We start from the raw sequence: 13,555 nt of genomic DNA, 5'->3' as shown, positions 1-13,555 counted from the left end.
TCCAATCCAAATCGTTAGCGCGAATAAAAATATGTACCGTCCTGTTCATTGCGCGCGATCTTAGACAGCGACGCCCGCGCCGGACTCCGCATTGCGGACAAATGGGTGCCGACCAACCATTTGGAGCAGAAGCACCGCCTGACCCGGCCGGACCCCGCATTGCGGACAAGTTGGTGCCGACCAACTAGTTGGAGCGGAGGCACCGCAAGCCCCGACCGAACTCCGCATTGCGGACAAGTGGGTGCGGGCCAACTAATCCGCAATGCGCTTGCTACCCCCACCCCCGAGACCGCACGACGCGCAACGCCTAAAGCAAATCCCGCAGCACCGGGTCGGCCAGAGCGAGCACAGCTTCACGGGCGTCGTGGGCGGTGCGGGCGTCGACAGCGAAGTTCGCCATCTGACGGCACGTGTCGAAGTCGTGCATCCGCAGCGCGGCGCGCACGGCGCGAACCTTACCCGGGGCCATGGAGAGGCTCTTCACGCCGAGGCCGACGAGCACGAGCGCCATGAGCGGGTCGCCACCAGCTTCACCACACACGCCGATGGGCTTGCCGGTGGCGTCGCCGCCGCGGCAGGTCTCGCGGATCATCGACAGCAGCGCCGGCTGCCAGGGGCTGAGCAGGTCGGCGAGCTCGCCCTGCATTCGGTCGGCGGCCATCGTGTACTGCGACAGGTCGTTGGTGCCGATGGAGGCGAAGTCCACCTCCTCCATGATCTGTTTCGAGCGGATTGCGGCTGCGGGGGTCTCCACCATCACGCCCACCTTCGGCAGGCCGAACGAGCGGGCGCGTTGGGCGAACCAGTGAGCTTCTTCGACCGTGGCAACCATAGGCGCCATGACCCACAGGTCGGCGCCGTCTACCTTTGCGTTGGCCTGCGCCAGCGCCTCGAGCTGGGCGTCCAGGAGGTCCTCGCGCGCCTGGGAGAGACGCAGCCCGCGGCGGCCGAGTGCGGGGTTTTCCTCCTCGCCGAGGTCCGCGAACGACAGCGGCTTGTCGGCGCCAGCGTCGAGGGTGCGCACGACGACGCGGCGGCCGTCGAAAGCCTCAAGCACCTTCGTGTAGGTCTCGGCTTGCTCCTCCACGCTCGGGGCGGCGTCGCGGTCAAGGAAAAGGAACTCGGAGCGGAACAACCCGGAGCCTTCCAGGTCGTACTTCGCTGCCTTCTCGGCGTCGTCGGCGGTGCCGATGTTGGCCAGCAACTTCACGCGGGTGCCGTCGCGGGTCGCGCCTTCGCCGGAGGAACCGGCCAGGGCGGCGGCGCGCCGCTTCGAGCGCTCGGCGAGTTCGGAGACATCCGATTCGCTCGGTGCCACGATGACTTCGCCGACGCCGCCGTCGAGGGCAACCAACGGAGCGTCGATAATAGCCTGCGAAATGCCCCTCACCTGCACAGCCGCGGGGATTCCAAGCTGCGCGGCGAGGATCGCGGTGTGCGATGTCGCGCCGCCCGCCTCGGTGATGATGCCGAGGACCTGCTCCGGGTTCAACGTGGCGGTCTCCGCAGGGGCGAGATCGTGCGCGACCAGCACAGACGGCTCCGAGAGATCCGGCACGCCCGGCTCGGGCAGGTTGCGCACACGCGCGGTGGCGCGGTCGCGGATGTCGTAGAGGTCGGTCACCCGCTCCGCCATGTAGCCGCCGAGTTTGCGTAGCTTGGCGGCGTACACCTCGACGGCGTCGTGGATCGCCTTCGTTACGCCTGTGCCTTTCTTGAGCTCCTTGTCAATGCCGCGGATCAGCCCCTTGTCGGTGGCCAGCGCCGCGGTGGCCTCGAGCACGGCCTTGGACGACTTGGAGTTCGCGTGGGCGGCGCGGGCGCCCAGCGAATCGGCAACCTCGCCGAGTGCTTCGCGCACGCGCTGGCCGTCGGCCTCCGGGTCAACGGAGGCGGGTTCGTGCTCGTCGATACCCACTGCAGGCGTGACGACGGCTACCGGCCCGGATGCTGTACCAGCGGAGACTCCGATGCCGTGGAGGACGGTGCGGTTCGACATGTTCAGATCCTTTCTTGGCGGGTGGCTTACTTCACGGCCTCGAGCACGGGCTGGCCTGCGGTGACGGTGCCTTCGGCCACGTCGTTCACGCTTGCGAGCTTCTTCGAGTTCACCACCGTGGTGATGACGGTGGTGTCCACGCCCGCGGCGGCGATGGAGGCGAAATCCACCTCCGCCAGCGCGTCGCCAGCCTCAACCCGCTGCTTCTTCTCCACCAGCGGCGTAAAGCCTGCACCTTCGAGCTTCACGGTGTCGATGCCGATGTGCACGAGCAGCTCCACGCCGTTGTCGGTCTTGATGCCGTAGGCGTGGTTCGTCTTCGCCACGGAAATCACCTTGCCCGCGACAGGTGCGAGCACCTTCAGCGTCGCGTTCGCCGGCACGACACCCACGGCTTGGCCGAGCGCGCCGGACGCGAACGCGGCGTCGCTTAGCGCGCCCATTGCGATCACTTCGCCGCCGACCGGCGCGAGCACCTCAGTGGTTACCGGCTCAGCGGCGGATTCGGCGGGTTCAGCGGCAGCAGGAGCAGTTTGCTTTGCGACGGGCTCCCGCGCCGGATCCTCCTCAGCCACGACCTCCTCCTCAACCATTTCAGCCTCGACGCCCTCGGATGCCTCGCGGGCAGCCGCGGCGCGCGCCAAGGCTTCCGCCTTCTCCTCCGGGGTGCGGTAGTCGGTGACCAGGATGATGAAGAAGGAGGTGAAGAACGCCACCGCGATGGCGATCATGTAGACCCACATCGGGTCGAACACGAACATGGTGGGGATGGAGGTGAACACGAACGCGTTCGTCTTCACGCCGCCGAACGGGGTGCCCAGGATGGCGATGGTGAGGCCGCCGGCGAAGCAGCCCACCAGCATGCGCGGGTAGATCTTCTTGTAGCGCAGGTGGATGCCGTACAGCGACGGTTCGGAGATACCGCCGAGCAGGCCCGCGGCAAGCGCGGAGCCGGAAGTCTGGCGCATCAGCGGATCTTTATCGCGCATGGAGATTGCCAGCACCGCTGCGGTGGCGCCGAAGCAGGCGAAGTTCCAGGCACCCATCGGGCCCTGGATGAAGTCGTAGCCGAGGGTGTTGATGTTCACCAGCATCAGCGCGTTGAGCGGCCAGTGCAGGCCCAGCGGCACGAGGAACGGGTACAGCATCGGGATGAGCACGGCGAAGATGAACGGAGCGTTGCTGTTCATCCAGGCCAGCCCGGTGCCGATCCAGGCGCCGAGCAGGTAGCCGAACGGACCGATGAGAAACGCGGTGACCGGGATCATCACCAGAAGCGTCAGGAACGGCACGAAGACCATGTGCACCGCAGACGGGATGATCTTCTGCAGGGCCTTGTACAACAGCGCCGCCACGGCAGCCATGATCAGCGGCACGAACACGTTGCCGTTGTAGGGGTTCAGAATCATCGGTAGGCCGAAGACGTCGATGACGTTCGTCGGCGCGCCGAACAATTCCACCACCCGGGCCTCCGGGTGATCGGTGAGGTTCATGTAATCCGGGGTGAACAGGGCCAGCATCACCGCGGCGGGCACCCACGGGTCGATGTCCAGCTTCTTGCCCGCGTTGTAGGCCACCGCGACCGGCAGGAAGAAGAACACCGAGCCCCACATGGCGTCCACGAACTGCCAGCCCGGTGTCTTGACTTCCGCGCGGAAGTCCACCAGGTTAAACGCGTCGAGCACCGCGGCGAACGCGATGATCAGCGAGGCGCCCAGCAGCACGCCCAGGATCGGGCGGAAGGAGTCGGAGAGGTACTCGAAGAAGGTGTCCAGCCAGGGCATCTTGCCCTTCGCCTTGTCGCGCTGCTGCTTTTTCAGGTCGTCGTTCGACACCGCGGCGCGGTCTGCCATCTCGGGCAGGCGGTTGATCTCGTTGTACACGGTGGCCACGTCGCCGCCGACAATCACCTGGTAGTGGCTACCGCCTTGGGGAACGGCGCCCATCACCTTCGGGTTCGCCTCGAGGCGGTCTTTGTCGGCCAAGGAAGCGTCGTGAAGCTCGAAGCGCAAACGGGTGGCGCAGTGCGTCAGCGACGAGATGTTGTCGGCGCCGCCCACCCCTTCGAGGATGTCCGCGGCCTGCGACTGCAGGTCCGCCTTTGTGGTTGCCATCTTTGAACTCCTTTCGCATGGCAACGAAAAAGACCCGGGACGGGCGTAGAAATCTACGCGTGTGTCCCGGGTCTCACACAACTGTCGTGTTGCATGGTACTCACATTAGTTCTCGCCAAAGGTAGCAGCAAAGCGCCCTAGTAGTAGTCAGGCAGCGTCCACACCGGTGGCGGGTCGAGCTGGCCGTCGGTGACAATCGTGCCGTCCGGCTCGATGGTGAAGGTGTTGCCGCGCGAACGGCAGCGCAGCGTGTCGTCCGTTGGGTACCAGCAGGAGTTTTCCTCCACGGTGATGGACTGGCCTGCCTCCACGCGGCCTTGCGAGGGGCCCACGCCCTCGAAGACGGTGAAGTGCATGCCGTCGTCGCCCGTGTAGATCGCGTCGGCCTTGCGCGGCGGCAGCGGCACCGCGGTGACCGTCGGTGCGTCCGCCGGCGTGCGGCCCTGGCAGGTCGCGCCGTGCGGAGAGATCGCGCAGGTGCCGGAGTACGAGCCCAGGTCATAGGTGAACACGCTCATCCCGGCGCGCTCGTAGGCGGCAGGGTTGACCGGCACGTCCGGCCCGCGCGTGGCGGAAGGCTTGCGCGAGGTGGTCTCCTTGGCCTTCGTGCCCGACTCCTTGCCCTTGGAATCCTTGCCCTTGGATTCCTTGGTCTTGGTGCCTTCTTCCCCGTCCTCGGAGTCCTCGTCAGAGTCCTCGTCTTCCTCGGCTTCCTCCGTCTTCGACTCGGCCTCGGCCCCCGCCGTTTCGTCGGGAATGCTGGTGAAGGCGGGGGCTTGCGGCTCCGCCACGTCCTGGGCGGCGCAGCCCGTCAATGCCGCGCCCAGGCCCAGCGCCGCGCATACCGCCACCATTGTCTCTCGCTTCAACCGCATGGTGAATCATGTTAGCGCTCCGCGATAGAATTCATCGCGTGCTGCCTATAGGACATTTGCTTGTCGACGATTTGGTGGGCAACCGCTACCACCTCACCCCGGACGATTCCGTCATGCTCGGCCGCGCCGGCACCATCCCGATCGGCGAGGACGACCCGGCAATGCACCGCAGGTTCCTGCAGATTTGGAAGCACCACGGCGCGTGGTACATCCACAACGCTGGAGAAACGCTTACCGCCCGCATCATCGCGCGGGGCCGCAACCAGTTCACCCCGCTGAGGCTCAGCCCGAACACCACGCTGCCGCTGCCGCCGGGCGAGGTGGCCGTGACGTTCGAGACGAAACACATGGCCTACGAGATCGCCCTGTTCAACGCGGTGCCCCAGCCGGCTGCGGACCGCACCCCTCCCCCGGACGGCGCGTTCACCGCCGAAGGCTTCGAGCCGAACGCGGAGCAGCTGCGGTTGCTGCGGGCGCTCGCGGATCCGCTGTGGCAGGACCCGTCGGCGGAACCGCATCGGGTGACACCGAGCGTCGATAAGCTTGCTGCCCAACTCAACTGGACGCAGAAACAAACGAACCAGCGCATGCAGCGCATTGTCGACGCCCTGGAGCGCGCCGGCGTGCCCGAGTTCCAAAAAGGCCCCACGCAGGTGCCGTGGCGCATCCAGCTGGCGAAGTACGCCGCTGAGCACTACCGGCCGCAGTAGGGGCGATGATGGAGCACGGTTTTTCCTCGCACCAATGGGACGGGCTGGTCGAGCACCTCACTTCGCAGGGTTACGAGCTCGGCGAGGTGGCGGGCCGCGGCGGCATGGGCGTGGTGCTGAAAGCCCGCGACATGCACCTCGGCCGCGACGTGGCAATCAAGGCGATTAACACCAACCTCATCGGCGAGCAGCGCTCCATCGACCGCTTCAACAAGGAAATGCAGACGATGGCGCAGCTGCGCCACCCGGCAATCGTGCAGGTCTACCAGGGCCAAGTCGCGCCGGGCGGCGTGCCGTACTTCGCCATGGAGTACTGCCCCGGGCCCACGCTTGCCGACGCGCTCGATCGCACCACGCAGCGCTACTCCGTGGCCCAGACGGTGAAAATCCTGACGCCGATCGCCTCGGCGCTGGATTACCTGCACAACCCCGACGACCCGGGGCGCGCTGGCGGGTCGCTCACTGAGCCGATCGTGCACCGCGACATCAAGCCCGCGAACATCATCCTCCAGCCGCGCGGGGCGATGCTCACGGATTTCGGGGTCTCGCACGTTGCGGACAACCCGCGCGTGACCCAGGAGGGGCATTTCGTGGGCACACCGCGCTACATGGCGCCGGAGATGTTCAAACCGGGCGAGGATTTGCTCGCCCCGGAGCCCACGCCAGCCTCAGACAACTACGCGTTTGCCCTGGTTGCGTTGGAGATGGTGTCGCGCCAGCAGCTGGCCAACACGATGAGCGATGTGGCGTGGCGCGGCGACCGCCCGCTGGACTATTTGGAGCGCGTGCCCGCCTCCGAGGTATTCACCCGCGCGCTGGACAACGACCCGGCGAAGCGCTTCCCCACCGCCGGGGCGTTTCTTGAGGCATTGGAGCAATCGCGCTTATCGACGGCTCCGCGCACCGACCCCGAACCCAACCGAACACCCGACCAGGCACCCGACCAGGCACCCGACCAGGCACCCGACACCCCCACGCCACGCCGCCGCGGTTGGAAGAAGCCGGTGGTGGCCACCGTGACCGTCGCCGCGCTCGCGGCCGCCGGTGGGCTGTACGTGTTCGGCGGCGAACAACCTTGGGCAGCGCCGGAAGCACCCATCGCCGCGGCGTTCCCCCAGCTGGTGGCCGAGCACCAGGGCGGCGCCGGGTGGGCGGGCACCACCTGCACCGCCGGCGAGCCCGAGGGAGCTCAGCGCGCGAAGGTGTCCTGCACCGGCCCGGGCGTGTCCTTCGTGGTGGCGGACTACGGCTCCGGTGGGCAGCGCGCCGCCGCCGTGCCCGCGGACGGCCTGGAGGAGTTCACCTCGGCGCGCTGCACCATCCGCTCCGGCCAGCTGCCCGGCGCGTCCGATAACGCGTACGCCGTGGTGCTGGAGGCGCCGCGCGACCGCTACGCCATCTTGGTGGCGGGCCCGGACGCGCAGCGCGACCGGCTTAACCTGCCGGTGTGCTAGGCGCTAGCAGATTGGCAGACGCAGACGCATCTGCTCCGCGTCATTGCCGTTGACCAGGAAGGAGTACACGCCGAGCTCCTCGCCCTCCGGGGCGACGTAGTAGGCGGGCAGGTCCTGGCCCTCCATCTTCACGCTGCGGATCTGACAGGACTCACTGCCGAAGTGCTCCGCTTTCTCTAGGCCCGGGATGGCCTTGTCGCGCGCCTCGACGTTTTCGTACTTCACAATGCTCACGCCAGCATCCGCGTCGGCGCAACGGACCTTGCCTTTCTCATCGCCCGCAACTTCGCCGGCGTGGCAAGTCAGGCCCTGGAAGCCGGTGCCCTCCGCTTCGTCGGAGACGATGTCCGGGAACTGCTCCGCGATCTCCGCGTTCACGCCCGTCCACGGCTCAGTCTGCGGGTTCTGGGTGTACCACCAGTAGCCGCCAGCGCCAGCGCCACCGAGCAGCAGCACGCCGGCGAGCACCCACGGCCACGCCTTTCGCTTCTTCTGCGGCTCCTGGTAGGGCTGCTGGTAATCCGCGTAGCCGTACTGCGCAGTGCCACCGACCGGCTCCATGCCCGGGTCCGTGTCCGGGAAGTACTGCTGCGGGCGGGGGACTTCCGGCTCCGGCGGGGGCGGCGGCAGGATCGATTCCGTCTCCGGCTCGGGCTGCGGCGCCGGTTCCGGCTGCGGCTCCCAGTACTGCGGCTCCGGGGTAGGCGCCGCTGCCGGCGGGGCCTGTGGAGCCGGCGGCCGGACCACAGACAGCAGGTAGTCGGTGGCGCTGTTGGTGTTCTCCAGCGCCTCCTCATCCACCTCTGCGCCGGTCATCTCCGCGAGGATCTCGGCGAAGGCGCGGCGGTTCTTGTTCTCGGACGCCAGACCCGCCCCTGCGGTGGGGCCAACCAGCGACAGCTTCAGCGGTACTGGACCGCCCTGCTGCACGAGCAGGTGGTCAGTGTCGATGGAACGCGACAGGAAGTTTGCGCGGCCCGCGGAGTTGTAGTGGTCGATAGCCTGGGCGACAGGGCCCAAGAGCTGCTCGGCTTCCTGGTTGGAAAAGGGTGTGCCCCAGGTGGCGCGACCGTCGATAAGCGAGCGAAGCGGTGTGCCCTGCGGCTCCTCACGCAGCACGTACAGGCGGCTGTCCTCGGTGAGCCCGCAATCGCGGACCGTAAACACCGCGTTGTTCTCCAGCCAGCCCAGGGAGCCAGCGACATTCGCCAGCTCCTCCGCGGCGGCCTCCGGCACCGGGTCGTTGAAGTACTCCACCTCAACCGTGGAGGTGCCCCACGTGTTTGTGGCGGTGTACAGGGTGGAAATGTCGGTGCTGGCCTTCTCGGACCCGTTGGACAAGGCGTACTTGTCGTTCAGGATCTTGGCGAGCTGGGAGTCAACCATGGTGTTCCTTCTGGGTTGCGGGCGGTCAGGGGGTTAGAAGAGCGAGTAGATATCGGACAGCTCGGAATCGATGTCCGGAAGGCCTTCCTCGAGGTAACCGACCTTGGCCTTACCACCCTCGATAAATGCGATCACCATGCCGCCAGCGCCGCTGCCGTTGGAGTTATTGACCTGAACGAAGTATGCCTCATCCATACCCAACCGGCTGAGACCACGGTAGTACGCGTCCTCATCGTAGCGGCTGTAAATCTTCGCGAAGTCCTTGAAGTTCATCACCTCGCCGGCCTTCGGCTCAGACGCACCGAAGTAGTTGTCTACGCCGGTGTAGCCGTCGCCCACCTCAAGTTCGTCGATGATTGCAGCACGTGATTCGCCTGCCGCGTTGTCGATGAGCCAGCGCTCCGTCTCCTCGTTTGTGCGCAACTGCAGGAACTCGTTCGTAATGGCCTTCGCCTTGCGCTCGCCGGAATCGCCGCCGAACGCGGCGAACAGGCCCCAGATAAGCAGCATAACCAGCGCGGTGGCGATCGCGGTGGCTGCGATGATGCCCTTGGAGGAACGCGCGTACTCGGCGCGGGTCTTCTCCATCGCCGGCGTGAGGTTCTCCTTCGCCTTGTTGAAGCTCTCGCGGCCGCGGTCGAGTGCGCTCGGGCCCTTCTCGCCGTCGCCTGCCGGGGAGACCTTCACGCTGGTGGCGCCGTCCTGACCGCCACCCGGGAAAGCAGCACCTGCGGCGGCACCGGCCGGCGCACCCGCCGGAGCGCCTGCCTGTGCTCCACCGAAGTCAGCGTTAGCCAGGTCGCGCAGCGCGGCAATGTTGATGTCGGGCGCGTTCGTGTCCGCCAGCTTCTGATCGTAGAGGGTGCGGCGCTGAGCGTCGCCAAGAATGCCTCGGGCGATCTTCAGCTCCTCCATACCACCGGGGTTGGTGGCCACACCGGAGTTGATGCGCTCATCCAACTCAGCCGCCAACGTTGCCGGGTCCTTCGAGCGGTCCAGGCCGATGGAGTTATACAGGTCGTAGTGTGCCATGGTGCACCTTTCTCAGTCGTGTGTCGCGTTCCGTCACAGCGTAAACGTTAAAACGGTCCCGCACACGGCAACGCGGGGAGCATTCCCCCAGGGCACCGAGAAACGGGAAAACAATGCAAACAAGTTAATATCATGGCAAAAGCATTGTGGGAATGCTTTATTAACCCCTGTGGGGAATGTTCCCCGGCTGCCACACGCAGCCGGGGCATTACCTTGCATACTGCACCGCGTATCCCACGTTGTTGTTTCCCAAGGAGCTTTCAGCACTATGTCCACCCCGAACAATCCCGGCGGCTACGACTGGGGCGCGCCCGCCCCACAGCCGGAACCCGCAGGCAGCACCGCATACAATGCACAGCCCACGACACAATCCACGACACAGACGTGGTCGCAGCCGTCTCAGCAGCCTGAGCCGCAGCGGCAGCCGTCGGAAAGCGCGGGGCTGCCGAACCCGGTGAAGATCCTGCTAGCGATTCTTGCCGTCATCGCGCTCCTGCTCGGCGGGCTGTTCATCTTCCAGAAGGTGCGCTCCACCCCGCTCGGACCGCTGGGCTGGGATGAGGCGACGCTGGAATCCAAGCTGGACGGCGGCAAGATCACGAATTGCGATCTGGGCCAGGATTTCTACGACTCTGTCGGCGTGACCGACGTGCGCGTCGAGGAAGGCTACTGCACCGGCGTGGCAAAGACCGCGGACGGCAAGGACATCCGCGTGACCCTGTACACCGAAATCGGCCCGGAGGGCGAGGCCACCAGCCCGAACGACCCGGAGCTTATCGGCTGGAAGCAGACGAAGGACCCGACCGAGGGCATTCCGGAATCGCTTGACGATCTGCCGAACTCCGACGGTTCCGGCTACCGCTGCCAGATGTACAGCTCGCAGCCAATGCTCAAGGGCACCTGGATGTCCGCGTCCGCGCCGTGCGAGGTGCTTTACCCGATGGCGCGCCAGCTGCACAACCTGCAGGAACAGTACGACTTCTCCCGCAAAGACCACGGGCTGTTCGACTTCTCGCGCCCGAACTACCTCGACGTTGAGCCGGTCACCCCGACGGTGCAGGCGGACCTGTTCAAGGAAGCCGTCGACGCCGCTGTGCCGCTCGGCGAGGGCATGCCTGTGGATTCGGTCTACCACGACGGCTCCATGATGGCCGTGGACGGCGGCTCGGTTGAAGACGCGGAAGATGGCGACGGAAAGCGCGTGTGCATCACCACCAGCTTCACGCTCGGCGAGCGGTCACAGAGCTACGTGCCCTACTTCGAGACCCCGGACACCTACGTGGCTATCTTCCCGAGCGGTCAGCGCGTTGAGCTGCTTGAGGAGTACGGCAGGATCTCCCTGCACCCGGGCGACACCCGCAGCGACCTGCAATACTGCAGCAACTTCACCCCGGGCATCACCTCCGATTCCTTCGTGGCCTACATCGCCGACGAGGAGGGTTGGATGACCTGGGTCGTTGGCGACGCACCGGCACCCGCCCCGGCTGGCGAAGATGAGGGCGACGCAGAGGGCACCGAGGACGTGTAGCTGCGTATACTATCGGCAGTTTTTTCACCTCGAGCATGCAGAGAAGATGCAGAAAACGGAGTTTGATATGTCGCGCAACCACCGCGCTGCCCTGGCTGGCGTGATCGCCGCCACCGCTCTCGCCGCGACGGCGTGCAGCAACGAAGCACAAGAGCCGGAGGTGAGCGAGCCGTCGTTCTCCGCGGTGGAGACCACCAGCTCGGAGGCCACCACCAGCGCGGAGACCACCACCTCGGAGGCCACCAGCTCTGAGACATCGAGCGCGGAGACCAGCTCCACCACAAGCGCGAAGCAGGAAGGCAGCGGCTCCTTCAACGATGAGTTGGACAACGGTGACGGCACCTACCTGCTGTCCACCCAGCCGCCCGGCGGCGGCACCGCCCGCGACGTGAAGGCGACGTACACTAACCTGCCGGAACAGGGCTTCTCCAGCGTCGAGGTCATCGCACCGGCCAGCTACATGAACGGCAACATGCAATATGTGCTCGCCGCAGGCTACGACTCGAACTTCGCGAAAGAACTCGAGCTCACCCTCAATGCGGTTGATTTGGACAAGCGCGAACTCGGTTCGAACGACACCTGCCGCATCGACATGGAGCTTCTCGACGAGCACGGCCAGCCGATGACGCTGGCCAGCGAGGACAGCGTCCGCGGCGGCTGCGACGCAGTGTTCGCGTGGGACCTGGACTTCACCGGTGAATACACGATGGTGGCAAAGGTGTACCAGCCCGGCTTCGAGCCGCTGGTGATCAAGCAGCCGATCCGCATCTTCGATTAACATGACCGCCCCGGCCCAGCCCACTCCGCCAGCCCAGCCAGCCCAGCCAGCCCAGCCGGCCCAACCGGCCCAGCCCCAGCGCCAAGGCCTACCCGGCGTCGTCCGTGGTTTCCTCATCCTCCTCGCGGTGGTGGCGCTGCTGCTGGCCGCACTCTGGGCGTTCAAGGCGTTCCGGCCCGCGCCGACGGGCCCGCTGGGATGGGACGACGAAACGATCGCGTCCAAGTTGGATGCCGGCCGCCTGCGCGACTGCGACCTGGGCGAGGATTTCTACGCTTCCGCCGGCATCCACGACGTGACCAAAGAGGACCAGGCCTGCTCCGGCTTTGTCACCACCGCCGACGGCGACGAAGTGCGTGTGGAACTGCGCACCACCAAAACGCAGCTTCCGGATCCCACCGCCACCGGCGACGGGGAGCTGATCGGCTGGAAGGAAACCAAGGACCCGGAGAAGTTCGAATCGGTCGATGATCAGGTCTTCCCGCAGGCTTCGAACGGGATGGCGTGCTTCATGACGTCGTCAAGCCCCATGATGTCCGAAGCATGGCTGCGCGCAGCTGGCCCCTGCGAGACGCTCTACCCGCTCGCGCGCCAGCTGCAGAACATGCAGACGCAGTACGACTTCTCCCGCACCAACCACGGTCTTTTCGACTTCTCCAAACCGGAGTTCCTCGAGGTCCAACCCGCCTCCCCCGCCGTCACCGCGAAACTCTTCGCCGACGCGCAGGGCAAGGCGAAGGCGCCGGGCGAGCAATTGCTTGTCGACGATGACCGCTTCGACAACTCCACCCTCACCCTCAAAAGCACCGACCTGCAGCGCGACGGCGACGCTTCCGCGCGGGCGTGCGCGGTCATGGACTTCACCCTGGGTACGCGAAACGGCTACGCCAACCGTTTCCAGATCCCCGGCCCGCTCTACGCCATCTTCCCCAACGGCCAGACAGTTGAGATGCGCATGACGGAAACCGGCGGCTACACGCTCGAAGAGGGCGAGACCGCCGCCATCGAGTTCTGCGGCGACTTCGAGCCGGAGATGCGCTCCGAGCGCTTCCTGGTGCACGTGGCCCAGGTGGACGGCGAGGACGCCACCTGGAAGCAGTCCTAGCCGCTAGTGCTGCACTAGTTCTGTGGCTCCTGCCCCGGGCCGTACTCGCCGCAGATCGCTTCCTGCTTAATCAGCTCGCCGGGCACACCCAGGTCCTCGAGCTTTTCGCGGTTGTGGCAGGGGCGCTGCATGCCCATGCCGTCCCAGATGCCGTCGGGTTCGACAAGCTCCCAGTGCTTCCCGTTCCACCAGGCCAGCGCGATCACGCCGGAGTTCGGCACGCCGGGGCGGGCGAAGTTGCCGCGGCAGCCGTCGTGAAACGCGAAGCGCTCGAACCCGGGCGAGGCCTGCAGTGCGGCATCCGTGCAGTCCGGGGGCGCGGGTGCGTCTTCATCTTCATCCTCTTCGGGTTCCTCGGCCTCATCTTCGGGAGCCTCGGTTTCGGCTGCCTCATCTTCCGGCTCTTCGGTCTCGGCCTCTGATTCCGAGTCGCCGTCAGCGGCAGCGACGGGCGTGGGCTCAGGTAGCTCCTCGCGCTCGCCGCGCTCTGGGGTGCAACCGGCCGCAGCAAACGCGGCGAGTACTGCGGCGGCCGCGCAGCCGCGTTTCAGTGTTGTGCGCATACCGGGATGGT

The 13,555-nt window shown here is 66.2% G+C and carries 11 protein-coding genes; 5 read left to right on the top strand and 6 right to left on the bottom strand.

Annotation, left to right across the window (positions count from 1 at the left end; translation table 11 throughout):
• Positions 1–307: 307 nt before the first annotated feature.
• The 3 genes from ptsP to HWX32_RS01645 all read right to left on the bottom strand — a co-directional run bounded on the left by ptsP (position 308) and on the right by HWX32_RS01645 (position 4,988).
• Positions 308–1,999, bottom strand: a complete 1,692-nt coding sequence (ptsP, locus tag HWX32_RS01655; protein ID WP_175934481.1) for a phosphoenolpyruvate--protein phosphotransferase — start codon at positions 1,997–1,999, stop codon at positions 308–310.
• A 26-nt stretch (positions 2,000–2,025) separates the two neighbouring features.
• Entirely contained in the window at positions 2,026–4,113 is a 2,088-nt protein-coding gene (locus HWX32_RS01650) for a glucose PTS transporter subunit IIA (RefSeq protein ID WP_175934480.1), read from the bottom strand.
• 137 nt (positions 4,114–4,250) lie between these two features.
• Complete coding sequence (locus tag HWX32_RS01645; protein WP_175934479.1) at positions 4,251–4,988, bottom strand: hypothetical protein; 738 nt, start codon at positions 4,986–4,988, stop codon at positions 4,251–4,253.
• 38 nt (positions 4,989–5,026) lie between these two features.
• Between HWX32_RS01645 and HWX32_RS01640 the strand changes: the two genes are divergently transcribed.
• Positions 5,027–5,698, top strand: coding sequence for a hypothetical protein (locus HWX32_RS01640; RefSeq protein ID WP_175934478.1), 672 nt, complete (start codon positions 5,027–5,029; stop codon positions 5,696–5,698).
• Between the two features lie 5 nt (positions 5,699–5,703).
• The gene (locus HWX32_RS01635) at positions 5,704–7,152 is read left to right on the top strand and encodes a serine/threonine-protein kinase (RefSeq protein ID WP_175934477.1); all 1,449 of its coding nucleotides are present in this window, start codon (positions 5,704–5,706) and stop codon (positions 7,150–7,152) included.
• A gap of 3 nt (positions 7,153–7,155) precedes the next feature.
• Here the strand turns inward: HWX32_RS01635 and HWX32_RS01630 are convergent, their stop codons facing one another.
• Both HWX32_RS01630 and HWX32_RS01625 read right to left on the bottom strand, forming a co-directional pair.
• A complete protein-coding gene (locus HWX32_RS01630; protein ID WP_175934476.1) occupies positions 7,156–8,538 on the bottom strand; it encodes a hypothetical protein in 1,383 nt (460 codons plus the stop codon).
• A 33-nt stretch (positions 8,539–8,571) separates the two neighbouring features.
• A complete protein-coding gene (locus HWX32_RS01625) occupies positions 8,572–9,570 on the bottom strand; it encodes a hypothetical protein (RefSeq protein WP_175934475.1) in 999 nt (332 codons plus the stop codon).
• A gap of 268 nt (positions 9,571–9,838) precedes the next feature.
• Between HWX32_RS01625 and HWX32_RS01620 the strand changes: the two genes are divergently transcribed.
• From HWX32_RS01620 to HWX32_RS01610, 3 genes are all read left to right on the top strand, one after another.
• Positions 9,839–11,098 (top strand): hypothetical protein, encoded by a 1,260-nt coding sequence (locus tag HWX32_RS01620; RefSeq protein WP_175934474.1) that lies wholly within the window; start codon positions 9,839–9,841, stop codon positions 11,096–11,098.
• 67 nt (positions 11,099–11,165) lie between these two features.
• Positions 11,166–11,876 carry a hypothetical protein gene (locus HWX32_RS01615; protein ID WP_131820168.1) on the top strand — a complete coding sequence of 237 codons (711 nt, stop codon included), beginning with the start codon at positions 11,166–11,168 and terminating at the stop codon, positions 11,874–11,876.
• A 1-nt stretch (position 11,877) separates the two neighbouring features.
• Positions 11,878–12,981: a hypothetical protein gene (locus HWX32_RS01610; protein ID WP_175934473.1), complete on the top strand. Its 1,104-nt coding sequence runs from the start codon at positions 11,878–11,880 to the stop codon at positions 12,979–12,981.
• A gap of 14 nt (positions 12,982–12,995) precedes the next feature.
• Here the strand turns inward: HWX32_RS01610 and HWX32_RS01605 are convergent, their stop codons facing one another.
• Entirely contained in the window at positions 12,996–13,544 is a 549-nt protein-coding gene (locus HWX32_RS01605; RefSeq protein ID WP_175934472.1) for a hypothetical protein, read from the bottom strand.
• Positions 13,545–13,555: the final 11 nt, after the last annotated feature.

It is taken from the genome of Corynebacterium sp. Marseille-P4321 (assembly GCF_903645305.1).
Lineage (GTDB): Bacteria > Actinomycetota > Actinomycetes > Mycobacteriales > Mycobacteriaceae > Corynebacterium.
The sequence above is the reverse complement of the archived record's forward strand: the minus strand, read 5'-3'. Positions and strand labels throughout refer to the sequence as shown.